This is a genomic window from Alkaliphilus peptidifermentans DSM 18978 (genome assembly GCF_900101495.1).
In the GTDB taxonomy this organism is placed as follows: Bacteria; Bacillota; Clostridia; order Peptostreptococcales; family Natronincolaceae; genus Alkaliphilus_C; species Alkaliphilus_C peptidifermentans.
Window position 1 is genome coordinate 26,684 of sequence record NZ_FMUS01000007.1, and the last position, 25,345, is coordinate 52,028.

The window sequence follows — 25,345 nt, forward strand, 5'->3', positions numbered from 1 at the left end:
CATGTCTATAAAAATTAAGGTTGGAATTATTGGCTTTGGGATGGCAGGTAGGGTTTTCCATGCACCTATTATTGACAGTATAGAGGGGTTATCTATTTCTAAAATAGCTACAAAAAACCCTGATGTTAAAAACTATATTCAAAATACTTATCCAGATGTAGAGGTAGTTCAAGAGGCTGATGATATTTTACAGGATGCTGCTATTGATTTAGTGGTTGTAGCTACCCCAAATACAACCCATGTAGAGCTAGCCCGTAAGTCTCTGCTGGCAGGTAAGCATACTGTTGTTGAAAAGCCCTTTACTATAACCTCAAGTGAAGCAGACCAGTTAATTGAAATGGCAAATAAGGTAGGAAAGCTATTAACAGTACATCAAAATCGTAGATGGGATAGCGATTTTCTAACAGTAAAAAATATTATCAAGGGTGAAATACTAGGTAATTTAGTTGAGTACGAGGCTCACTTTGATCGATTCAGAAACATAATAAAGGATGGGTGGCGAGAAGAAGCAACACCAGGAGCTGGTATTTTATATGACTTAGGCAGCCATCTTATCGATCAGGCCCTATATCTGTTTGGATTACCTGCTGAAATAACAGCAGATATTAGAACCCAACGACGTGAAGCCAGGGTGGATGATTCCTTCGAGATAACCTTAAGCTATGACAGATTAAAGGTAAAATTAAAGGCGGGAATGCTGGTTAGAGAAGCGCTACCAAAATTTATTCTTCTTGGTGATAAGGGATCATTCATTAAGTATGGGTTAGATGTTCAGGAGACTGCTTTGAAACAAGGACTTAGCCCTATAAACAGTGAAAACTGGGGAGAGGAGCCAGAAGACATATGGGGAACCATTAACACTGAAATAAAAGGAATGAGTGTTAGGGGAAGGATCCAAAGCGAGAAGGGAGACTATCGCTACTTTTATAAAAATGTATATGATGCTATTTTAGGAGAAGATAAGTTAATAGTTACTGCCAATGAGGCTAGGAATACTATTAGAATCATAGAGCTGGCTTTAGAAAGCAGTAGATTAAAAAGAACTCTGCCTTTTTCAGAGTAATTTTAAAGAACTAATCGATAATGCGCTTTAAGATACCAGCTATTAAAATTGATAAATAATGATAGAGAATAAAGAATAGTAATATTTTGCAGTAAAATATTACTATAAGCCAGCTTATAGATAAAGAACTAGATAAAGAAAGGCTAATAACTGCAAATAATTCTAGAGGCTTAGTCATTTTATAAAAAGAATTTAATAAATAAGGACTTATTTTGGGTTATTCAGATGAAACAACATAAAGGTATTTGTTTCATGAATGGCCCTTTATTTTTTTAATAATTTAAGCAAGAATCAGTATGTAGATACTAATGAAGTGGCAATGGTGGTTAATCGAGTTTCTAATATTTACAACAGCAATTATATACTAGCAGCGCAGGATATAGCTTAAATAATATAGAATACTACAAGGTGAATTAATGATTCTCTTATAGATTCCCAGGAGGATACGCCCATATGAATATATTAAGAAATATATACAGTTTTTTTAAGAATCACATAATTTCCATACTTGTTGCTCTTATTGTAGTAACTGGATTTTCTTTGTATCAATTGCAAAGGATGGATACTAGCCAACAATCACTCTTAAACCCTACATACCATTTCTATTTTATTGGTCAAAACTCCGTTGATCCCTTTTGGAAGGAGGTTAGGCGTGGTGTTACAAATGCAGCTAAAGATTATAATGTTGTTGTAGAATTCAATGCTCCCCGGTTTAATAATCCTGAAGAGGAGCTTAAATATTTGGATATGGCCATTACTTCTAATGTAGATGGAATAATTACTCATGTTTCCAATGGACTGGCCTCTACAGAATTAATTAACAAGGCATATAATAAAGGAATTCCCGTTGTAACTATTGAGAATGATAACAAATACAGTAATAGAAATGCCTTTGTGGGTACTAACAGCTTTCTTTTAGGAAAAGAAGCAGCTGAGCTTATGGTGGAGGCAACAGATGCCTCATCAAATATTGCAATCATTGTAAGTAGTGACTTTGAACTGGATACGGCAAGTCAAAATCTTAGAATTAATGGATTTTTAAGCACAATAAAGGAATACCCAGAAATGAAGGTAATAGAGGTTTATACCTCGGAAATGGGGATTTTAAGTGCAGAAGAAATAACTCAAGCAATAATCACCAGTAGATCTGAGGTGGATGCTATTTTTACAACAAATTCGGTAGATACACTGGGTGCAGCTCAGCTTATAGTAGATCATAATAAGGTGGGAGAAATTCTTCTAGTAGGTTATGGAAATATGGAGAATATTTTAAGGTATATCGATAGAGGTATCATTTATGGTACAGTTATGAGTGAACCATACAAAATGGGATATGAGAGCTTAAAAGCACTTATGGATATCAAAGAAACAAATAATGTATCCACCTTCATAGATACAGGTGTAAAGATAATAAAGAAAAGTAATCTGGAAGAATATCAAAAAAGCTTAGAATCTGATGATTAGTTGGTGAGGATATGAAGACTCAATACCTTAGATTTACAGGAATACGAAAAAAGTTATTTTTATATTATTTAATAACAACTCTAATATTAGGTGTTACAAGTGTTTATTCCTATCAAAATGCAAAAACCATTTTGGCGAGGCTTAAGCCAATAATTAGTGATCATGTTTATCTAAATGACTTAAATAATGAAGTAAACACCTTAATGATGGAGGTTGAAAAGTATCTTTCCACAAAATCATCTGAAGCATTGTTAAACTACTACACCGCTTACAGCTCCTTAGAAAAGAAATCGGCAAGCTTTTCTAGGGATGCTACCTACGATGAAGATAGTCTTATGTTAAAGAATATTGGAAACATGATAGATGGTTTGCTGATAGAAACGGATTTTGCAGTAAAAGCCAAAAGGGGTCGAATAAGTAGTGAGTATATTGCTCATTTTACTAGGGCAAATGAAATAAGTGAACATATAAAATATTACGTAAATAATTTATTAAATAGAAGGCTACAAGATGGTTCGGAAAAATATATGGTTATTACTAAGAACATGACATTTTTAAGCTATGCAAATATCTTAGTAATAGCAGTATCTATAGTAATAAATACATTGCTGGCTATTGTATTTACCTATCGATTAACAAAGCCTATTATAGAACTGGCCCATTCAGCAGAAAAAATATCTAAGGGAGATTTTAATATAAAATCAATTGGAACAGCAACTAATGATGAAGTTGATATTTTAGCTAAGGCATTTAATAAAATGGTAGTTAATATAAGAAGCTATATTGATGAAATCAAAAAACAAGCGGAGGTAGAAAACAAACTAAAGGAACAAGAAATGGAAAACTTAAAAATGAAAAGCTTGTTAAAGGATGCAGAGCTTAAGTCACTACAATCTCAAATAAATCCACATTTTCTTTTTAACACTCTAAATGCTGCATCTCAGCTGGCAATGATGGAGGGGGCAGACAAATCCTCTGAGTTCATAGAGAACATAGCAGAGCTTTTTAGATATAATATTAGAAAGCTAGATGAACCAATTACTTTAGAAGAAGAGATTAATTATGTTGAAAAATATATGTATATACTAAAAGGACGATTTGGTAGCAAGATAGAATTTTCTACAAATATTGATGTAGATGTACTACAAGTAAAGGTTCCATGTACAATAATACAACCAATTGTAGAAAATGCTTTCATCCATGGACTAGAAAAGACTGATCAAGATGGAAAAATCATACTTAATGTCATGAGAGTAGAGGAAACTATACTTATTGAAGTAATAGACAATGGTGTTGGCATGGAAGAAGAAAAACTAGAGGGCTTCTTTTCAAATGGAATCAAGAATGCAAAAACCCATAGACATGCTTCCGGTATTGGTATGCATAACGTTATTGAAAGATTAAAGCTATTCTATAATATAACCGACAGTAAGGAAATCATCCAGGTGGAAAGTGAAATTGGTAAAGGAACAAAGGTTACCTTGAGAATACCATATTACTAGGGGGGGAGAATTCTATGATTAAGCTACTTATTGCAGATGATGAGCACATAGTAATTGAATCAATTAAGTTTATTATAGATAAATATGTTGATGATGTTGAAATAGTTGGCACAGCAAAATCTGGTAGGGATGCAATAGAGAAATCATTGTTGTTAAAGCCCGATATAGTTTTTATGGACATTCATATGCCTGGCATTAATGGAATGGATGCAATTAGACATATTAAGGAAGCCAACAAAGATATTATCTTTGTAATAATTTCTGCCTATGAGTACTTTCAGTATGCTAAAGATGCTGTTAACCTAGGTGTATGCGAATACCTATTGAAGCCTATTAACAGAAATAAAGTTATTAATACATTAAGGGAATTAACAGTTACTATTAAGAATAAGAGACTGGCCATTGAAAGGGAAATGGCTTTACGAGAAAAAATTACTCGAATCCTCCCCCATATGGAGGGACAATTTATTTATTCACAGCTCTTTAATAGCACTAGATGTGATGTAAGATTTTATGAAGACATTTTTGGAATGGAGCTGAAGGAAGGGTATGTAATGGTGGTTTCAATAGACCCCTCAAATACTAATAATAAAGAGGAAAGTATGAAAAATAGTCTTGATAGGCAGCAGTTGTTTGAGCTGTTTAGCCTAGAGTTAAAGAGTTCATGTAGCTGCTTAATAGGGCCTCCATTATTTGATAGAATTGTTGCATATATTCCCACCAATGGGTCTAGTGATGGGTATGAAATAAGGAACAAAGCTATTTCATATGCACAAAGGATTACCAAGAGAGTTAATAAGTCCTTAAACATAAATTATAAAATAGGGTTAGGAAGAAAATATGGTATAGAATTGTTTTCAGAATCATACAATGAAGCATGTATGGCAGCCGTTCCTTTAAATGAAGGGCAGATTTTACATTTCGAGGATATAAATTGGACAGCACCCCCCAAAAATACTTATCCAATTAATAAGGAAAAAATTCTAATTCATAATGTGTTAATGGGAGACCTAAGGGGTACACTGGATACCTTTGAAGAAATCTTTTTATGGCTAACCTTACATTATAAAACTGATAAAAATTATATAAAATCAAAGCTTATTGAATTATTCATTATGACTCAACGTATTTTGCCCAATAGCCCCGATGTTAATATAGTGGATGGCAATATACATTTGATGCAAATACTTGAGTTTGAAGAAATAACAGAGTTAAAGATAAGCTACATTGATTTCTTGAAAAACACAGTGATGAAGCTTGATGAATATAGAAAAAAAGAAATGAATGGATTAATAGCAAAGGCGGTTCAATATATTGAAAAGAACTATAAAGAGAACATAAGCTTAGATGACGTAGCAAAGGAAATAAACATGAGCTACCATTATTTCAGTAAATTCTTTAAGGATTCTACCGGAAAAAACTTTGTTGATTACCTTACAGAATTAAGAATAGAGAAATCCAAGAAAATTCTTAAGGATACCAGCATAAATATAAAAGAAATATGCTTTGAGGTTGGATACAGTGACCCCAACTACTTCAGTAAAATATTTAAGAAGATAACAGGAATGACACCTACAGATTATCGTAATCATGCATTACCACAAGAGGTGATATAGTGATGAAACCAAAGGTAATGATAAAAACAATGTTGGTTATTTTTCTTACAGTTATTTTTGTAGTATTAATACTGCAAGTTGTTGATATTATTAGAACCACCTATTTTAATAATAATGCTTCGCAGGAGGTTGAAGGACATAGTAATCAGATAAAAATCGGTTTTTCTCTGGGGACATTAAAGGAGGAGCGTTGGATTAAAGATAGAGATATTGTTATGGCAAAGGTAAAGGAACTAGGAGCAAATATTGTAGTATTAAATGCCAACAATGATGATCAAGATCAGCTAAAGCAGGTTAAATCATTGCTAACACAGAATATAGATGTGTTAATAATAGTACCAAATGACCTGAATAAGGCAGCTGACGCAGTTGAACTGGCTAAAAAACAGGGGGTAAAGGTTATATCCTACGATCGATTAGTTAGAAATTCTGGAGTTGACCTATATATTTCCTTTGATAATACAAAGGTAGGAGAACTAATGGCTCAGGCAGTAGTTGATAATCTACCAGAGGGAAATCTACTAATTATAAATGGCGCTACAAGCGATAATAATACAATACAGATAAAAGAGGGTTATGATAAAGTCCTTAAAGAAAGAGTAAAAGAAGGACAATTTAATATTATAGCTGAAGAATGGGCACCGAAATGGATGAAGGAATATGCCTTTAGGGTTACCGATGAGCTGCTACAAAACCAAGTTAAAATAGATGCTATTATAGCCGGTAATGATGGTTTGGCAGATGGTATAATCGAAGCTTTATCTCAGCATAGGCTGGCGGGGCAGACAATAGTGGTTGGACAGGATGCAGATTTAGCGGGATGTCAAAGGGTTGTTGAGGGTACTCAGCTTATGACGGTCTATAAACCAATAGACAAACTAGCTGACGCCACCGCAAGAATGGCAATACAGCTGGCAAAGGGAGAAGAATTATCAAATATTAAAAGCTTTATTAATGATGGTAAGTATGATGTTCCATATTATGTCCTTGAGCCCATAGCAGTTGATAAAGCAAATATGGATGACACCATTATTAAAGATGGTTTTCATATGTACGATGAAGTATATAGAAATATACCATAGACATATCAAATAAATGAGGATAGGGTAATTTGATTTTTAAATTATACCTATCCTCATTTTTTATATTTACAATATAATAAGACAGAAAAATCGATGAAAAACTAAGAATATGGATATTTTTTCAAAATTCTACATTTTTTTCATGTTATTATTGATAAGATAACATGTATAGCTTAGCTTTATTATAGTAGTCATGAAAAAAAGTACCGACAGCAAGGGGTTAACATGCAAATCTCCTCAAAATATTAATAAAGAATTATAAGGAAGGACAACTAATATGATAAATATATTAATATGTGATGATAATGAGTATATAAGAAAAATGCTAGAAGAAATAGCTTTAAGAAATCACTTAATAAGCAAGGTGTTTGTTGCCAGGGATGGATTAGAGGCAGTTAAAGCAGCAGAAGACAATAAAATAGATATAGCATTATTGGATATTAGTATGCCAAAACTAAATGGAATAGATACAGCAAAACTAATATGCAAAATACACCTAGAAATACACATAATATTTATTACAGGCCATATGGAGTATGCCATCGAATCCTATACTGTTCATCCCTATCACTATTTACTTAAGCCTTTAGATATTGAAGCATTTAGAGAGACATTAAATGAGCTGGCAATGAAAATCTTAAATACAAGAAAGCAACCTAAGCTAGATATGCTAAAGGTAAACGATAATGGCAATACCTTGATGCTGCCATTAGAAGATATATTGTTCTTTGAAAAAATAGGTAAAGCTACAGTAGCACATACTAACGAAGAAGGATATGTTGTAGATAAGACTTTAATTCAACTGGAAAATAGATTAAGTGATAATTTTATTAGAACACATCAATCCTTTATAGTAAATACTAAGAAAATCAGTAAAATTAAAGATATAGGAAACAGATCCTATAATATAGAATTAAAAGGCACTAAAAAAATAGCATGTATGAGTAGAATTAAGTTTGAAAAATTAAAAAAGACTTTTACTTTTTAAAAGTGGAAGTTTTTTTATGGTTAAATACACCCCATAAAGGGTTAAATACCTTTGGTATATGGCTAGATAGGTAATATCGGAAGGAATGGAGGTCATTTAATTGAATAAACAATTTAACATTTTAAAAAATACACACACATCTATGAAAAATTAATAGGAAAAAAGAGAGGTGAAGCTAGGATATGTGGGTGTGATATTTAATCACTTAATGTTGAAGTACATATAAAATTTATAGAGGAGTGAAGAAATGAAGCGATTTATACCAATGATATTAATTCTACTTATCTGCATGATACAGCCATTTGGCTATGGAGATGTTGTATTCAATGTAGAAAATGATAGTATGCCATATCAAATAAATGTAGACAAGGATAATGAAGTTTTATTTACTTTTGATGATACTATTAACAAATACTCATTAGCATTATATAATGAAAAAAAAGAATTATATCAAACAGATTCTTCTGAAAAAGTGGTAACAGTAAAAAATTTACCTAAAGATATCGTTATAGATTTTATAATATCTTATGATACAGCGAGTGGATTAAATAATATAAGCGGTTCTATGATATTACAAAGTTCAAAAGGCAAAACAAATTTAAGCTATTCAACGATATCTTTTTATACAGAAGTAACAGATAGAGAAATAAACACACTTTCATCAACCAGATACGAAAGTGAACCCAATGATACATTTGCAAGTGCTAATAGAATATATGATGATGAGAATGTATATGGATATATAAGTAGTCGATCTGATGTGGACTACTTTAAAATTAAATTCACACAAGCTGGAAAGGCAAATTTCTGGCTTGGATCTATTCCAAGTGGATGCGATTATGATTTGGAGGTATATGATTCAAGTCAAAATCTGTTAAAAGGTTCTTATAAAGGTGGGAATAGTGATGAATTAATTTCACAAATTACTATTGAACCAAATAAGGATTACTACATAAAAGTATATAGCTATACAGGATATGATGCAGCTGACTCTTATCATTTAAGAGCTAAATTATATGCTGACGATGATTATGGAGCATTTGGTTGGGAATATATGTATACAGATACTGATTTTCGACATATATCTTCAGGTTATAAATTATCAGATAGACCAACCCACTATGGGATAGATATAGTAAGTAGCAATTCATCTAATCATATATCTGAAGCTGTAATAACAAATGTATATGATGGTAAAATAATAATAGCAAGGTACAGTTCTTCAGCAGGTTACTACGTGGTTGTTGAAACAGATTCTATAGATCCAAACAGTGGTAATAAATTGCGCGTTAGATATCTGCATATGAAGGAAGGACTGTATGTAGCAGAAGGTTTCAATATTACAACAGGAGCTATTATAGGATTAACAGGAAATACTGGTGATGTACGGCCTAAACCGACACTTGAAAATCCGTTAGCAGGAACACACTTACATTTTGACGTAAACAAAAGTGGTAAAAATAGTAATCTTTATGCTAGTGACACTGTTAATCCACAATGGTTTTTTCCATCAATTACTTTCACTGGTAAAACCTCTGATTTAGAATGAAAGGAAGGTTGAATATGAAAAAAATTCCAAAAATAGTATTTTTTTGTTTTATAACTACAATTTTTCTTAGTGCCTGCAATGCTGAATTTCAGTATGAACAGACTTACAAAGATCAAAACCAAAAAACAGAAGTTGGAAACATAGAACAACAAGAAAACACTTTATTAACATCAACTAAGGACTCTACAGACACAGAAATTATTGACAATGAAGAAGCTTTTGGTGGAGATTCTAAATTTGAATTGTTAACCAAACATGAATTTGGTTTTTATGGAGTTGATATGTTTATAATTAACATTGTTGGTAAAGAAAAATTTGAAGATTGGCTAAGTCAATTTGAAAGTTATAATAATCCAGAAGGACGCAACAAATGGGAAATAACGGTCGTCAATGCGGTACTGGAGCTAAATGTACCTAAAGAAACCTTTATAAAAGCAAATAATGGATTTGTTTATACAGATGAACAGATTGAAGCTATTTATTCAGGAGATCAAAAACTAATAAACAAAATTTTTGTAAATGAAGATGCTTTACTTATTAATGATGAAATATATACTGCTGATTGGCTTGCTTCACGTACCGCAAAAGACTACGAGAGAGCAGGTATTTCTGAAGAAGAGTTGATAAAATATCTTGATAAAATAAATATTATTGACTTTAAAGAAGAATATCTACCTATTAAAGGCGTTTTAATAAAAACAAATAAAGCAAAGTCTTTGCCTATATCTAATATAAATATAAAACCTTCAAAGTTGGAATTACTAGCACCTTATCAGCTTGAATATTATGGATTAGACAGCTTTATACATGATATTGTAGATTATGAAAAACTGACTGAATGGAGGAATGAATTCTTAGTGGAATATAATTGGAGTAGACGACGAAATATAGAAGAATGTAATATTATTAACCTAGTAAAAGAGCTTAATATTAAAGAGGAAGATTTTGTAAAGGCAAATAAAGATTTAATATACTCCAAAGAACAGATAAAAGCTATTTATTCTGATAACCAAGAGGAAATAAATAAAGCCTTTGCTAATGAGTATGCCCTTTTAGTAGATGGTGAAATTTACTCTATTGAATGGTTAATGAGAAATAATAAAAAAGACTATGAAAATATAGGAATTACAAAGGAAATACTAGATAACTATCTTAAAAAAATAAATATTCCTCAGCTAGAGAATGAATTCGAATATATCGGAAAAATTTTTAGATGAAATTTTTAGATAAAATGTACGATTAAGAGTGACTATGTTACTACCTATGAAAGACTATAAAGACTAGGGGACGCTCGTTTGTCCGCCCCACTCAAGGTTAAAGGGTGTCAGAGGGTGGAATGAACGAAGCGTCACCTAGTCTTGTTTTAGACAAAGGAATTATTGTAGGATTTACAGGAAACACTGGCGATGTATGGCCAAAACCAACACCAGAAAACCCGTTAGCAGGAACTCACCTACATTTTGACGTAAATAATCAAGGAAAAAATTCAAGTCTAGGTCCATCTGATACAGTCAATCCTCAAAAATTTTTCCCTTCAATTACCTTTAGCGGCAAAACTTCAGACTTAGATTGATATAGAAAGGAAGACAAATATGAAAAAAAAGAGTTTTATAATAATTTTAATAATTGTTAGTTTGGTATCACTATGTGGATGCCAAATAAATTCTAATGATGTTGCTCTGGAAGATGAGATTACCGCACCTCTTTAAATGCCAAGGGGACGTTTTGTTTGCCACCTATTTATATTTATTCACTTATTTAAGACACATTAGACTGAGCCCAATAAAAAATTTAACTTAACACATTCCAATTCTAAGGAGTGAACTCCATGATAAAAATAATTTTTCTTATCTTGATAATACCACTTTTATTACTAAACGCCTGTAGTCAAGATACTACGCCCTTTGTTACTAAAACAATTGAAAATGCTTTAGGAGAAGAAGTTAATAATGATGATCTAATCCACATATCTTATCCAGAGCAAGATATAGCCATTTATCAAGATTATGAAAAAATTTATTTTTGCGTTCTTAGAGACAAAAAAACTGTTTATGCAGGCTATTATAGAAAAGATGAGATTTTTGATGGAAAAAATAACTCTTTTAACTGGAGTTCTTTCAGTGATAATAATGAAAATATTTATGGATTGTGGGGATTAGTTTTAAATTCTGAGAGAGGGCATATAATATTAAATGAAGAACCTATTAATCCCAGTTTTATAGATCTAGGAACAGTCAGTATATATTATAAATTCTTTGAGGATCCGTTAGATTTGTCTATCAACGTAGAGAATAAAATAATTGAATAATATTAAATGGATATATAATATTTGGTGTTGGTGATAAAACCAGCACCATGGTTTTTGCGAAAAATAGCCAAAGAAAGTGTTTGAGTTCAGGCTTTATAATTAACGGCCACCTAGATTCAAATGAGCATTAGGTAATTGATTTTCAGATTACGCTTATGTTCATTTTTAAATTTCTTATATATAAAAATCCTTACCTTGTAAATGATGCGTAAATAATTACAGAATTCTACATTTTTCTCATTAACATATTGATAAGATAATTTTAGCGAAAGGGGATTTAAAACGTGAAAAAATGGCAAGTTTATTTAATTTATTTAAGTATGCTTATTCTATTCTTTATGATACGTCAAAAAGTTATAGAAAGCATAAGTGAGCAACTTGTAAGCAATTTTACATTAAGGTTTTATCCATGGTTAATGATTATAATAAAATTATTATTGAATATATTATTTTCCATACTAATAGGCTTAGAGCATTTACTAGGAGAAATAAAAAAAGATGGTAGTTGGCATTTTAATCGTGAAAAGCTATTAATAGTGTGTTTACCGTTATTTATTTTTTCTTTGAGTGAAGTTATATACTATTTACCTTTATCTTTTTTAGTGGGTATAACCACAAATATTTTTACTAATCTTATTATAGATAAGAGTGGTACAGTTAACTTATTACAAATATTACTTGGTTATAATTTAATAACAAGCATGTATAAAGATAATATATTTAAAAATGTGAGCAAAAAGACGTCTTGATATTTATAAAGCCATAGCCAAAAGTGACAAGGGGACTTTTTTTTTGCCACTTAATAACTAGTCTTGTTTAGACAAAGGAACTATTGTAGGATTTACAGGAAACACTGGCGATGTATGGCCAAAACCAACACCAGAAAACCCGTTAGCAGGAACTCACCTACATTTTGACGTAAATAATCAAGGAAAAAATTCAAGTCTAGGTCCATCTGATACAGTCAATCCTCAAAAATTTTTCCCTTCAATTACCTTTAGCGGCAAAACTTCAGACCTAGATTGATATAGAAAGGAAGACAAATATGAAAAAAAAGAGTTTTATAATAATTTTAATAATTTTCAGTTTGGTATCACTATGTGGATGTCAAATAAGTTCTAATGATGTTGCTCTGGAAGATGAGATTACCGCACCTCTTTTAAATGAAGAAAATTATGTTTTCAATTATGATGCAATTGGAGGAGGTACGGAGGTTGAAATTCGCACTCCCTATGATATGATATATTATGGAATACCAACATATTTACGTAATATTGTTGGAGACGATAAAGTAGATGAATGGTTAGCTCAATTTGAGAGTGTAACAAATCCAAAAGGTCGTGATAAATGGGAGGTTACTATAGTAAATGCTGTAAAAGAACTAAATGTGTCAAAAGAAGCTTTTAAAGAGGCCAATGTATCAACTTATTCAAAAGAGCAGATTGAAGCAATTTATTCAGGAGATCGAAAACTAATCAATAGATCCTTTGTAAACGAGTATGCACTGCTTATTAATGATAAGATTTACACTTCTAGTTGGCTTGCTGCTCATACTGTGGAAGACTATAAAAAAGAAGGTATTACTGAAGATATATTAAATGAATATCTTAACAAAATTAAAGATACTCCTTTAATAGAAGATTATAAAAACATAATGAATGTGCTAGAAAGTAAAGAGTAATGGCATGCCAAGGCCAAGGGGACGTTTTGTTTGCCACCTACTAAAAAATATGATAGGATAAAAATGGGTGATAATTATGCCAAGAATAGCAAGAGAAAAAAGTGAAACAGGGATATACCATATAATGCTTAGAGGAATAGATAAAAGAGATATTTTCTTGAAAGACGCTGATTACGAGAGATTTACTGAGTATATGAGGATATCAAAGGAAAAGACAGGATTCACAATTTATGCCTATTGCTTAATGACAAATCATGTACATATATTACTCAAAACAGGAGTAGAGGAAATAGGAGATATAGTTAGAAGAATTACGGTAGGATATGCACAGTATCATAATATAGAAAATGGCAGAACAGGACATCTTTTTCAAAATCGATTTAAGAGTGAACCTGTAAATACAGATTCTTATTTTCTCACTGTCTTAAGATATATTCATCAAAACCCTATTAAAGCAGGAATGGTACAAAGATTGGAAGACTATAAATGGAGCAGTTATAATGAATATATTAATAACAATACATTAATAGATTCCACAATCGGATTAAGTTATTTTAAAGGCACCAATGATTTTATAACATATATGAAAGAAAACAATCAGGATAAGTGTCTAGAGTATGATCCTAGAAAAAGATATACAGATGAAGGATTAAAAGAAACAATATCTTTATTAGTAGACATAACCAATATAAGTAATTTGGATATAAAATCCAGAAATGAAATTCTTAAAGATATTAAAAATGCGACTGGAGCAAGTAATAGACAATTATCAAGAGTCCTTAAAATAGGGAGAGGAGTACTGGATAAAATTTATTAATTCAATGGAAAGAATAACGTTCCCAAAGCTCTTATTTGGATTTATTTTAAGTTCAACCCACAAAATTGGAGGAGAAGCCTTTGAATGTAGTTAGATTAGCATTTACATTGGTACTTGCAGCATCGGTTTTTTGTGCCATTTTACTGATCAATTATGCATATAAAAAGCGAAGTATACCCGGTGCTAATTACTTTATACTACTGTTAATTACGGCAATTATATATAATTTAACATACATAGGTGAAATAAATTCCAATAATCTAGCTACAGCAATGTTTTGGTTTAACCTTCAGCATATACCAATACCCTTTCAACATTACCTATGGATGATGCTAAGCTTGGAGTATTCAAAAGCTACCAATAAGCAATTGAAAATAGCAAAGTACCTAGGCCTCTATCACCCTATTTCATTCATTCTAATATATTTCACTAACAATTTACATAATCTATATATTTCTTCCTATAGATTTGAAAGCAATGGATATTTTCCAGTAATTTTTTCTGATAAAGGACCATTGTTTTTCTTGATGGTGATCTCTGGAACACTTTTAGGAATAATATCTATGACCTTTTATGTTCGGGGGGTGATAAAGTCCTCACGACTCCACAAATACGGCTATTTTATCATGATATTTACATCTTTGTTTCCTTGGTTTACTGTATATTTGAATGCTGCCAATAAAAATTACCTTGGCATTGATTACTTCCCAGTGGTTTCGATTTTTTCTGGAATTCTATATATGTTTGGGATATTTAAGTTTAGAATTTTTAACACCATACCAATTGCAACAGAAATTGTTTTTCGTCAATCAAAAGAAGGAGTTATGGTAATTGACCTAACCAACCACATTGTTGATGCTAACAATACTTTTATTAACATATATCCAGAGCTAAAGGAGCTTCCACATAAATATACCCTTGATTCCTTTATTGAAAAACATCCTGAGTTGAATGGAATCTATGGAGAAGACTCCACATTTAAATATAAGCTGGAGAAGGATGGTACTGAACGACATTATTCTGCTGAAATTACTAAAATAGTACTGGAGGATGGTTTTGAGATTGGGAAAATAGTTACCATCAATGATATAACAATATTTGTTGAAAATGAAAAAAACCTAAAATATATTGCAACAACAGCACTCGACAAGGCAGAAACCAATGAGATGTCATTTTTACAAGCACAAATAAAACCCCATTTTTTAAATAATACCTTAAGCGTCATAGGTGCAATGGTTACTAGAGACCCAAATGGTGCCAAGAAGCTAATTGAAAATCTAGGAGAATATCTAGCAAATTGCTGTTACTTCGACAATACGACACCAATGGTTTTGTTAGAAGAAGAAATTGAAGCAGTTAATACTTATATAGCTATTGAAAAGACAAGGTTTGGAGATAGATTGCAATTTGATATAATATATGATACTATGCCTAAAATCAATATTCCTAGACTAATACTTCAGCCACTGGTGGAGAATTCTATCCGACATGGTATATTAAGAAAGGCAGATGGAGGAAATGTATGGCTTATAATTACCAATGAGGAAACAAAAATATCCTTTGAAATAAAGGATAATGGTGTCGGAATATCTGAAGAAAAGCTCCTGCAGATAAGAATGGGAGAAGGAAATAATCAGGGGATAGGAATCCTTAATATACATAGAAGGCTAATAAAGCATTATGGAGATGGCTTAAAGATAGATAGTAAAAAAGGAAGTTTTACATCTGTAAAGTTTTCCATACCCTTTCATGGGAAAAGCCAGTTGGAGTCCTTTAACACAGTAAAATTTTGAAGAAATAAAGATGGAATGAGGTTTGAATATGATTAGAGCGATTGTTATTGATGACGAGTGGTATAATTTAGAAGAGATTAGTGACCTGATTGAAAAAACAAGCTTTTTTTATATATCAGGAAAGTATCAAAATCCTATTCTAGCATTGGAAGAGGTCCCATTAACAGAACCACAGGTAGCATTTATTGATATTGAGATACCTGAGATAGATGGGATTACCCTGGCAGAAAAATTGTTAGAGATTAACTCATCAATGATAATCGTATTTATTACAAGCTATAATCAATATGCAGTTCAAGCCTTTGATTTAAATGCAATAGACTATATACTTAAGCCAATTAAAAAGGAACGCTTTTATCGTATGGTAGAAAAGATTAAAAATGAAATAGCTTTTAGAGCACAATTCAAATTAAAAACCCTTAAAATCAAGACCTTCAATCATCTTAATGTTACTATTGGAGATTTACCTGTCAGATGGGAGAGGGCTAAGGCAGAAGAACTTTTTGCCTACCTACTTATGCACCATGGCAGTTATATACATAAGGAAAGGATTATCGAAAACCTCTGGCCAGACCATGAACCAGAAAAGGCACTACAAATTTTGCAAACAGCAGTTTGTAAGATAAGAAACCTGTTTTCTCAAATCAAAAATATGGTCAAGCTAGACTATAGTGGAAGCAGGTACTGCCTTGTAATTGAAAGTGGAGAATGTGATTATTTAGAAGCTAGAAGTGCATTGTCAAATTACAAAACTAATGATAAAAATACATTTGATGCTGTGGAAAATGTTAGCAAATTGTACGGGAAAGGTTTTTTGATAGAAGAGGGTTATATATGGAGTATGGAAAAGGATCAAGAAATGCGTGAAGGTTTTATAACAGCTTTAAATGAAATAATTAATTACTATATTGAGGAAGGAAACAGTCATAAGACTAAAAGCGCTTTAAAACAAATAACAAGATTACAACCCTTTGATGAAAACCCAAACTATATGCTGATTAAGATGTATATAGAGTGTGGAGATAACAATGCTGCTTTTAATCATTATCACTGGCTTGAAAGGGTTTTGAAGGAGGAGTATGATACAGTTCCTTCTGAGAGGATAAAAGCCATACTTAATTTTGATAAGTAAGAACTTAAATAAAAGGGAGAAATCATTGGATTTCTTCTTTTTTATATTCTTTAATCCTGGTGGCAAACAAAACGTCCCCCTGGCACTCACCCCTGGCACCCCTGGCACCCCTGGCACGTATGATGTCGAATTTGTAAGAATCCTGTTAGAGAAGATTGATATAATATAAAAGAATCACAATTTGGTATAAATATAGGGGAGTCAATGGAGAGAACTATGAGAAATGCCAAGGGAATTTAAAAAATTTAAGGGGGAATATTAGAACTATGATGAAACAGAGAAAATGCATTATTGGATTATTAACAATTTTGTTAGTGTTCAATATAATGTCGGTGTCGACAGTAGAAGCTACATGGCCAGCCACTAGCTGGCAAGACTCAGGTGTACCAGATACTACATGGTATACTACACAAACAGCTGAAGGAAAAGGATCAGAAGCTAACCCATACATAATAGCGACAGCTGAAGAATTGGCGGGGTTAGCAGCCTTAGTCAATAGTGAAACTAGTTTTGCAAACAAATACATAAGACTTGCTAACGATATAAATTTGGCGGGAAAAAATTGGGTGATGATAGGAACCAATGAAAGGAGATTTGTGGGTCACTTTGATGGCAATGGACATGTAATAAGTAACCTCACCAGTTATTCCAATAATTATGAATGGGCTGGTTTGTTTGGCTGGGTTGGTACTGGTAATGCTAATGTTAGTATTAAAAATTTAGGTGTTGTGGATATCAACATGGAGGGAAAGGTAAGAGGTGCTGGTGGGCTAGTGGCCTATTTAACTATTACTAACTTTCGATCTACTGTCATTGAAAATTGCTTCACCTCAGGACGCATTCATTCCAGTGCTGAATTAGCTAGGATTGGTGGACTCATTGGAGAAGTTTACATTAGTAATGCAGGCAATGCTTCGCTGACTATAGCTAACTCATACTCCACTATGGATATCGCCCTAACCAGTACAGATAATGGAATTTCTAATATTCGGTATGCCGGTGGATTAATTGGTTCTTTAGAGTATATAGGTGTTAATAATAATGTGCCAGTGACAATTAATAACAGCTATTCTGCTACCAAATTAACTACTGTAAATATTACAAGAAGCCGAATAGGTGGATTTGCAGGATATGTCAATACAGAAAATCAGGTTCATATAAATAACTCTATCTTTGATATTCAAGCTTCAGCAGTAAGTTATGCCTTCCACCAAACCAGTGCATCATTTGCAGGTGTAACTTCTAAGACTACATCGGAAATGACAGGCTCATCCCTGACTGCAGGATGGGATTCCGATATATGGCAGGCTGAAGAAGGCTTTTATCCACGACTTAAAGTATTTAATACTGTACCTGGGTCTGTATCTAGGGACAGTTCATTAGTGAGTGCTATTCCTCTGTTTCTTTTTGAGAATACTACAAGTCCATTCTTAAGTGATACATCTATTAATGTGAGAAGAAGCTTTACCGTTCCAGTGAATGGGGTCACGTGGACAGCTGAACCGTCTGGTATTCTCGGATTTGATGGTGCTGGAAATGTAGCATTTACAAGTCCTGGTACGGATACCAATGTAACAGTAACAGCTCAATTGAGTTCTGGTATTAAAAAGAAATTTGTTATATTATGCAAATCAGGCGTAGATCCTGAAGATACCATACCACCGACAATAAGCATAGGTACTATTACACCATCAGATTTCTCAGTAAATATTTCTGTATCTTCTGATGAATTTGCAGAAATATATGTTTTGGTTAAAGAAGCCTCGGAAACTGCTCCATCCAATGCAAATGGAATTGTGAGTAACAATCGAACTGTTAAAGGAACAGGTACAGAATATAATGCATTAGTAGGAGGACTAGAGCATTCTACAGATTACATTTCCTATGCCATTGGAATTGATGCCACAGGAAATGTTTCAAGTATTATAAGTGGAGAATTTACTACCCTGCAGGATGCTACTCCTCCAGCATGGACCGGAAACACTGGTGTTACAATTTCAGGGAAGGAAGCAAGGTTTCGAGTGTCCTTTAACGAAGAAGGCACCATAAAATATGTTGTATTACCAGATAATTTTACAGCCCCATCAAAGGAACAGGTGGCAGATGGGAAGGATGCTAATAATGAAGCGGCTTACTATTATGAATCGAATCCCTATCCAACAGCAGGGACTTCGCAAAATAATGTAATAGACTTTTCGGGTTTTGGTGCAGGCTACTATAGGATATACATCATATGTGAAGATGCTTATGGAAACATCTCAAATGTAGTGTCAAGTGGTACTTTGCGTTTCTATGTGAAAAGCAGTGCAAATGATATTATAGATTTTGCTGTTGATGGTCAGATTGGGGCACCAGAAATTGATGCAGTTAACCATAGCGTTTATTTCGATATACCTAATGGTACTAATATAACAGCATTGGAACCTATAATTACAGTATCTGCAGGTGCTACTATATCACCTGCATCTGGTGAACCAAGGGATTTTAGCAGTCCAGTAACCTATACTGTAACAGCTGAGGATAATACACCTCAAAATTGGGAGGTGACATGTTATGAAGTTAATTTAAACAGTGTTACCATAGAAACTCAACCAAAGCTAGAATATACAGAGGGTGAAGCCCTGGATTTAAGTGGACTTAAGGTGAAGCTCCACTGGAGTAACAGTACAGAGGAAGAAATAGAATATACAGATTTTACAGTAAAGGGATTAACGGTAGATAAGGTAGATGGTACAATATTAACCATTGGAGATAATGGCAGTAAAATGATCATCACCCATATTAGTGGCAGTAGTGTGGAGACTAATGCTCTTATAGTTAATATAGCAGTGGTCCACAATGTTACCATAGAGACCCAACCAAAGCTAGAATACACCGCAGGAGAAGAACTGGATTTAAGTGGACTTAAGGTGAAGCTCCACTGGAGTAATGGTACAGAGGAAGAGGTAGTATTTGCAAATTTTACAGCAAAGGGACTAACAGTTGATAAGGCAAATGGAACAGGCTTGACTTATGAAGATAATAGCATCAAAATAACCATAACCCATACCAGTGAAAAAAGCGTAGAGACCAATGGCTTAATAGTTCATGCAGCAGTAAACAGTATTACTATAGAGACCCAACCAAAGCTAGAATACACCGATGGAGAAGAACTGGATTTAAGTGGACTTAAGGTGAAGCTCCACTGGAGTAATGGAATAGTGGAAGAAGTAGTATTTGCAGATTTTACAACAAAGGGACTAACAGTTGATAAGGCAAATGGAACAGGCTTGACTTATGAAGATAATAGCATCAAAATAACCATAACCCATACCAGTGAAAAAAGCATAGAGACCAATGGCTTAATAGTTCATGCAGCAGTAAACAGTATTACCATAGAGACCCAACCAAAGCTAGAATATACCGAGGGTGAAGCCCTGGATTTAAGTGGACTTAAAGTGAAACTACATTGGAGTAACAGTACAGAGGAAGAAATAGAATATGCAGATTTTACAGGAAATGGATTAACTGTTGATAAGACAGATGGAACAATATTAACCATTGGAGATAATGGCAGTAAAATAACCATTACCCATACCAGTGGAAGCAGGATAGAGACTAATACCATAATAGTTAACGCAATACCTACATATACAGTAACCTTCATAGATTGGAATGGAGATATTCTCGAAACTGAAATAGTAACTGAAGGAAATTCAGCTACACCGCCTGCCAATCCTTCAAGACCTGGGTATATCTTTAATGGTTGGGATAAGGATTTTAGCAATGTGACTTCCAATCTAACAATAACAGCACAATATATAGAGGATTTACCTACAATAACAGATCAAGAAAAGGTTTCGATAGATAAAGCTGCTTTAAGTATAGGATTTGCAGTGGGAGACAGTGCAAACTCGGTAACAGAAGATATAAGACTCACAACTATAGGAGCTATGTATGGCTCAGGCATCAGCTGGACATCAAATAATAAAAACATAATTAAGATTAATACAAGTGGAGATATTGGATTAGTAACACGACCAACATCAGGAAGTGGAGATGCACAAGTAACAGTAACAGCTGCAGTTTATAATAAAGGAGCCAGCGATGTAAGAGACTTCAGTCTTATAGTATTACAGCTTCAGCCGCCAGCATCCCAAAAAGTAACCATAAGCATAACAAAAACAGATATAACTACCGGAGGAAATAACGGAAGCATAACCATAACAGCATATGGTGGAAGCGGATCATATGAATATAGCAACGATAATGGATCAACATGGCAAGATTCCAACATATTTAGAGATTTAATTGCAGGAACATATAGAGTAATAGCAAGAGACAGCTTAGAAACAAGCAATATATCAGAAGTAAATACCGTAACCATAATAAAGTCAGGTGGTTCCAGTGACGAAGGTTCAGGAGGCAGCAGTTCATCAGGTGGAGGGTCTTCATCAGGAAGCATTATTCAAAATCTAAAGATTACAGATAAAACACCAGAAAAATCTATCGTTGGTGAAGCCTACTCCTACAGGATTACCGCCACAGGAGGAAGTGGAGGATATAGCTTTGAAGTCACCAGCGGAACACTGCCAGAAGGATTAACCCTTTCAAAGGAAGGTGTAATTAGCGGTATACCGACTAAAGGAGGAACCTATAAATACACCATTACAGTAACAGATAAAAATGGCAGAGTTTCAAAGGAAAGCTTCATACAAATAATTGAAGAGAAGACAGAAGCAGTACAACAGGAAGAACCAACAGGAGAACCAATAAAGGAAGAAGAAACAATTGCTCCTAAAATACACATCCTACTAACCATAGGAGAAAGTGAAATAAAAATAGATAATGAAGCCTATTTACTGGATGCAACACCCTTTATTGACGTAGCCTCCAACAGGACCTTGGTACCCATTAGATTCATCAGCGAAGCCTTAGGAGCAGAGGTAATCTGGCTATCAGAAACAAGGCAGGTTATAATCAAGGATGGAGAAAAAGAAATCCTTTTGACTATAGACTCAAAGGAAGTACTGGTAAATGGAGAAGCCATCATGATTGATTGCGAAGCAGCTATCTTGCCTCCAGGACGCACCTATGCACCATTACGTTTTATTTGTGAAGCCTTGGGTGCTACAGTGGAGTATGATCCGGAGACTAGAGAGATTATGATAGTAAAATAACTATAATGAAACATAGAAGAACTCAGAAGTAATTTCTGAGTTCTTCTATGTTTCATAGGCACAGCATAAACTTGCTCCTAGCCAGGGGATGTTTGGGGATCAGTGAAACACTAATCTTTTTTCACTTAAATCAGTGGAATTATTTTAAAATAGAAGTTTAGCTTTATAATTTGAAAATATTCCCCGTGAAATCTTTTGAGTGAGCTGGATTATGCAATGGTGTAAGAAAGAAATTGGTGGCAAACAAAACGTCCCCTTGGCTGTTGACTGTCTTGGCTTGTCCTTGGCTCCGATTACATCATATTACGTTCCTTAGCAAACTGCATAAGTAATGTGGTTTTTCCATAGCCGGCATCGGCATGTATATAAGTTAAGCTACTGTACTTGGGGGCCATTTTATTAATTAGACGTGATCTGCGGAGAGTGTTTCGATGAGCTGTAGGTATAAAAGAGTCAATTAAACGAGCTACTTTTTCAGTGGTCTCAACCTGTCCCCATGTCCCTCTTATTTAATTTCAAATGTTTTTTCATATATCACAGCCTCACCATAATCATACAACAGTGATTGTTTTAACAACATCCATTCCCCTTGAACAAATTCATATTGATACTCAATCACACCCAATAAGCTATTGTGCGTAAACCCAGGAATTGTTTTTATAAAAACCACAGCATCTTTTCCATCGTTATTGATCTCCCTAATGTCAACAACATTGAAACCAGAATTATTAAGCTGACTTGAGAGAGTCGACTCATCTACTTGCTGAAAGGGAAGTATGTCACTCTCTATAAGTTTTGGTTCGTATTCTACCTCAAAGCCAGTCATATAATCATGCAATATGAGTTTCTGTTCACTTTTTCTTATTTTGAAACCCTCAGCACTGGACCGACTTTCCACAAGATACGGTATAATCAGATCATCCTTAAAGTCACAAATTACCGCAGCATATTTATAGGCATAAAAAGGCTCCGACCAAGATAAATCTAGGGTTTCAGTCTCATTAATAGTAATTAAGATTCCTTTTCCCGAGGTACCCGAGTTTATTACTGACATGTTAGCTACCAATCCGATACGTGAAAATGTTTTAGTATAGGATTGCTTTTTTCCGTAAGAAAGCTTGACTGTATACTCATTGTTATCAATATTTTCGCTTTCAATCAATACAATGGTTTCTGGTGAATTATCACCGTTAATATCCTCTGAGATGGTTTCTAGAACATTTAGTACTATCTTTTCACCTTCAAGGGTTTGTTCACTCCCAAATAAATTTTTGCATCCTGTCTGTAGACTCATAATCATCAAGAGTCCGATTATTAGAATGATTAAGCGCTTTCTTCCCATTTTTACCTCCCATAATTAAAGTTAGGCGCAAGAATTTGCATCCCACGCCTTAACTAATAGATTTTACTACTCTACAGCTTCTTCAGTGATGTTTTCAATGTCAGTTAGATTGTATGTATCTGACGAGTAAAGTGTTTCTACCAATATGCTCTCATCACCCTTTACCTTTATATCCCCGTAGGGTTTGTCCCAGTCAAACTTCTTAATGTTCTTTAACTTCTCCTTCGGGTTCCTTTCTGCCTTCACGAGAGAAACCTTATTCTTTTTTTCGCTCCACTCAAAAAAGTACATTTCTCCTGATTCAGAAAGGGCGGGACCACCTATAATGAGAACATCAGAATCAGTTTCATAGAGTACCGTGTCGTCATCCTCCATGATTTTATCATTTCCTCTTACCTCTGAAAAAAATGGTTGCGGCAAGGAATAGTAAACATGATGCATTTCTTTATCCCACACAAAGCCTACACCATCATGTTTACGAATACGATCACCAGTTCCTGCATCAAAAACAACATATACTTCAAGACTAGGATTAACATGACCTGTAAATGCTATCAAATCAGAATTAAGCCATTGGACTCCCAATACCGTTGTATACCATACATTGTCTAGGCTTAATACTCTAGCCTTTTTGGACTCTAGGTCAACAACCACTATATCATCAAAAATTGTTTTTTCTCTGTCGCTCAACCTAAGAAACGCTTGATTTTTACCGTCAGGAGACTCACATGCAAATGGCATTTCCCTAATTAATTCTATTTCTTCCTTTGACATTTCAAACTCAATATCTTGACTCTGTGTGACCTCATCTTGAATACCTAATGACTCCAAAGTGGTCGACTCCTCGCTTGTATCTTCAGGAGTGTTATCCTCATTGAGCTGTTCTTCGGTAGATTCATTAATAGTATCTTGATTTACAGTCTCAATGATGTTTTCTGAATTAGAAGCAACACCAAACACTGTAATAATAAGACTGGCTATAACAAAAAACGCAATTATTCCATACTGTTTTTTCATATTTTCCCTCCTTGTAAGATAAATATAGGGGCAGGGTTCAAAACCTCCCCCGAATGTTCCTTGATAATTTAATTGTATTGTTCAGATGAATCAGTGACACCTAGGATTGAAATTTCTAAACATCGTTGTTATAATCTATTTGTCAGAGAGATAGATGTGCGTTCCTCCTGGATCCCTCTTTTAAATGAGGTTTTCTCCGTACCAATCATCTATCTCAATTTGAAGTGTTTTTCTTAATCCTTTTAATATAAAACACATTGCATCCTTAAAACTCATTTTAGCAGTTTTTCTAGTAAAAAATGTAATTTTGTACGATTGTTAATCATAAAAAGTGAATCATTAATTTGTTTTTTGGCTATTTCAAGAGCAGTCATAAAATTTTTTAAAATTTTTATATCACCCAATAATAGTAAGATATACCTTTAATAAAGGCATCCTACTCAATTATTAGGGCATTTTAAAAAAGTCAAGTGTTTTTGTAAATTTTATAAAGTTTTTTTGCTTATTAATATTAATTTATTTCCTTATTTTCACATTATAGCACATTGGTCTGACATCCCCTTGGCTCCTTGGAAAAAGCAGGCGCACTAGGTATAGAAGTGATTACCTGTATGCCAGATAATATCAAAGAAGGTAAAAAAGCCAGTGATTATGCTTTGCTACACCTTGATGAATTACCAACTGTTGAAGTGCCAACATCAACAAAGACTAGGTCATACCAAGCATACCAAGGGGCTCGTTTTTTGCAAAAACCTCTTTTATTGTAACATATTAGGTAAATATGATAAGGTGATAATAGGTGATCATCAAATAATTAGTAAAAAAAAGATGT

At 33.5% G+C, this 25,345-nt stretch carries 19 protein-coding genes; 17 read left to right on the plus strand and 2 right to left on the minus strand.

Features of this window, described 5'->3' with window-relative positions:
• Window position 1 precedes the first annotated feature (1 nt).
• The 16 genes from BLP68_RS06645 to BLP68_RS06720 all read left to right on the plus strand — a co-directional run bounded on the left by BLP68_RS06645 (window position 2) and on the right by BLP68_RS06720 (window position 22,154).
• Entirely contained in the window at window positions 2–1,063 is a 1,062-nt protein-coding gene (locus BLP68_RS06645) for an oxidoreductase (protein WP_091541525.1), read from the plus strand.
• Window positions 1,064–1,516: 453 nt separating this feature from the next.
• The gene (locus BLP68_RS06650; RefSeq protein WP_091541527.1) at window positions 1,517–2,527 is read left to right on the plus strand and encodes a sugar-binding protein; all 1,011 of its coding nucleotides are present in this window, start codon (window positions 1,517–1,519) and stop codon (window positions 2,525–2,527) included.
• A gap of 11 nt (window positions 2,528–2,538) precedes the next feature.
• Window positions 2,539–4,029, plus strand: a complete 1,491-nt coding sequence (locus BLP68_RS06655) for a sensor histidine kinase (protein WP_091541530.1) — start codon at window positions 2,539–2,541, stop codon at window positions 4,027–4,029.
• Window positions 4,030–4,043: 14 nt separating this feature from the next.
• The gene (locus BLP68_RS06660; RefSeq protein WP_091541533.1) at window positions 4,044–5,645 is read left to right on the plus strand and encodes a response regulator transcription factor; all 1,602 of its coding nucleotides are present in this window, start codon (window positions 4,044–4,046) and stop codon (window positions 5,643–5,645) included.
• A 2-nt stretch (window positions 5,646–5,647) separates the two neighbouring features.
• Window positions 5,648–6,727, plus strand: coding sequence for a sugar ABC transporter substrate-binding protein (locus BLP68_RS06665; RefSeq protein WP_091541535.1), 1,080 nt, complete (start codon window positions 5,648–5,650; stop codon window positions 6,725–6,727).
• 277 nt (window positions 6,728–7,004) lie between these two features.
• Window positions 7,005–7,715 carry a LytR/AlgR family response regulator transcription factor gene (locus BLP68_RS06670; RefSeq protein WP_091541538.1) on the plus strand — a complete coding sequence of 237 codons (711 nt, stop codon included), beginning with the start codon at window positions 7,005–7,007 and terminating at the stop codon, window positions 7,713–7,715.
• A gap of 247 nt (window positions 7,716–7,962) precedes the next feature.
• Window positions 7,963–9,264: a M23 family metallopeptidase gene (locus tag BLP68_RS06675; RefSeq protein WP_091541540.1), complete on the plus strand. Its 1,302-nt coding sequence runs from the start codon at window positions 7,963–7,965 to the stop codon at window positions 9,262–9,264.
• 14 nt (window positions 9,265–9,278) lie between these two features.
• Window positions 9,279–10,481, plus strand: coding sequence for a hypothetical protein (locus BLP68_RS06680; protein ID WP_091541543.1), 1,203 nt, complete (start codon window positions 9,279–9,281; stop codon window positions 10,479–10,481).
• Between the two features lie 119 nt (window positions 10,482–10,600).
• Window positions 10,601–10,837 (plus strand): hypothetical protein, encoded by a 237-nt coding sequence (locus tag BLP68_RS06685; protein WP_176758897.1) that lies wholly within the window; start codon window positions 10,601–10,603, stop codon window positions 10,835–10,837.
• A 255-nt stretch (window positions 10,838–11,092) separates the two neighbouring features.
• On the plus strand, window positions 11,093–11,572 hold the full coding sequence (locus tag BLP68_RS06690; RefSeq protein ID WP_091541549.1) for a hypothetical protein: 480 nt from the start codon (window positions 11,093–11,095) through the stop codon (window positions 11,570–11,572).
• A gap of 284 nt (window positions 11,573–11,856) precedes the next feature.
• Entirely contained in the window at window positions 11,857–12,321 is a 465-nt protein-coding gene (locus BLP68_RS06695) for a hypothetical protein (protein WP_091541552.1), read from the plus strand.
• A gap of 296 nt (window positions 12,322–12,617) precedes the next feature.
• A complete protein-coding gene (locus BLP68_RS06700; RefSeq protein WP_091541555.1) occupies window positions 12,618–13,253 on the plus strand; it encodes a hypothetical protein in 636 nt (211 codons plus the stop codon).
• 76 nt (window positions 13,254–13,329) lie between these two features.
• Window positions 13,330–14,070, plus strand: a complete 741-nt coding sequence (locus BLP68_RS06705) for a transposase (RefSeq protein WP_091541557.1) — start codon at window positions 13,330–13,332, stop codon at window positions 14,068–14,070.
• An 80-nt stretch (window positions 14,071–14,150) separates the two neighbouring features.
• A complete protein-coding gene (locus BLP68_RS06710) occupies window positions 14,151–15,863 on the plus strand; it encodes a histidine kinase N-terminal 7TM domain-containing protein (RefSeq protein WP_091541559.1) in 1,713 nt (570 codons plus the stop codon).
• Between the two features lie 28 nt (window positions 15,864–15,891).
• On the plus strand, window positions 15,892–16,995 hold the full coding sequence (locus tag BLP68_RS06715; RefSeq protein WP_091541562.1) for a response regulator: 1,104 nt from the start codon (window positions 15,892–15,894) through the stop codon (window positions 16,993–16,995).
• A 266-nt stretch (window positions 16,996–17,261) separates the two neighbouring features.
• On the plus strand, window positions 17,262–22,154 hold the full coding sequence (locus BLP68_RS06720; RefSeq protein WP_091541563.1) for a stalk domain-containing protein: 4,893 nt from the start codon (window positions 17,262–17,264) through the stop codon (window positions 22,152–22,154).
• Window positions 22,155–22,659: 505 nt separating this feature from the next.
• Here BLP68_RS06720 and BLP68_RS06725 read toward each other — a convergent pair.
• Together BLP68_RS06725 and BLP68_RS06730 are read right to left on the minus strand one after the other, a co-directional pair.
• On the minus strand, window positions 22,660–23,496 hold the full coding sequence (locus BLP68_RS06725; RefSeq protein WP_091541565.1) for a hypothetical protein: 837 nt from the start codon (window positions 23,494–23,496) through the stop codon (window positions 22,660–22,662).
• Between the two features lie 66 nt (window positions 23,497–23,562).
• On the minus strand, window positions 23,563–24,513 hold the full coding sequence (locus tag BLP68_RS06730; protein ID WP_091541568.1) for a hypothetical protein: 951 nt from the start codon (window positions 24,511–24,513) through the stop codon (window positions 23,563–23,565).
• 611 nt (window positions 24,514–25,124) lie between these two features.
• On the opposite strand from BLP68_RS06730, the gene BLP68_RS21405 reads away from it, so the two are divergent.
• Complete coding sequence (locus BLP68_RS21405; protein ID WP_176758898.1) at window positions 25,125–25,280, plus strand: hypothetical protein; 156 nt, start codon at window positions 25,125–25,127, stop codon at window positions 25,278–25,280.
• Window positions 25,281–25,345: the final 65 nt, after the last annotated feature.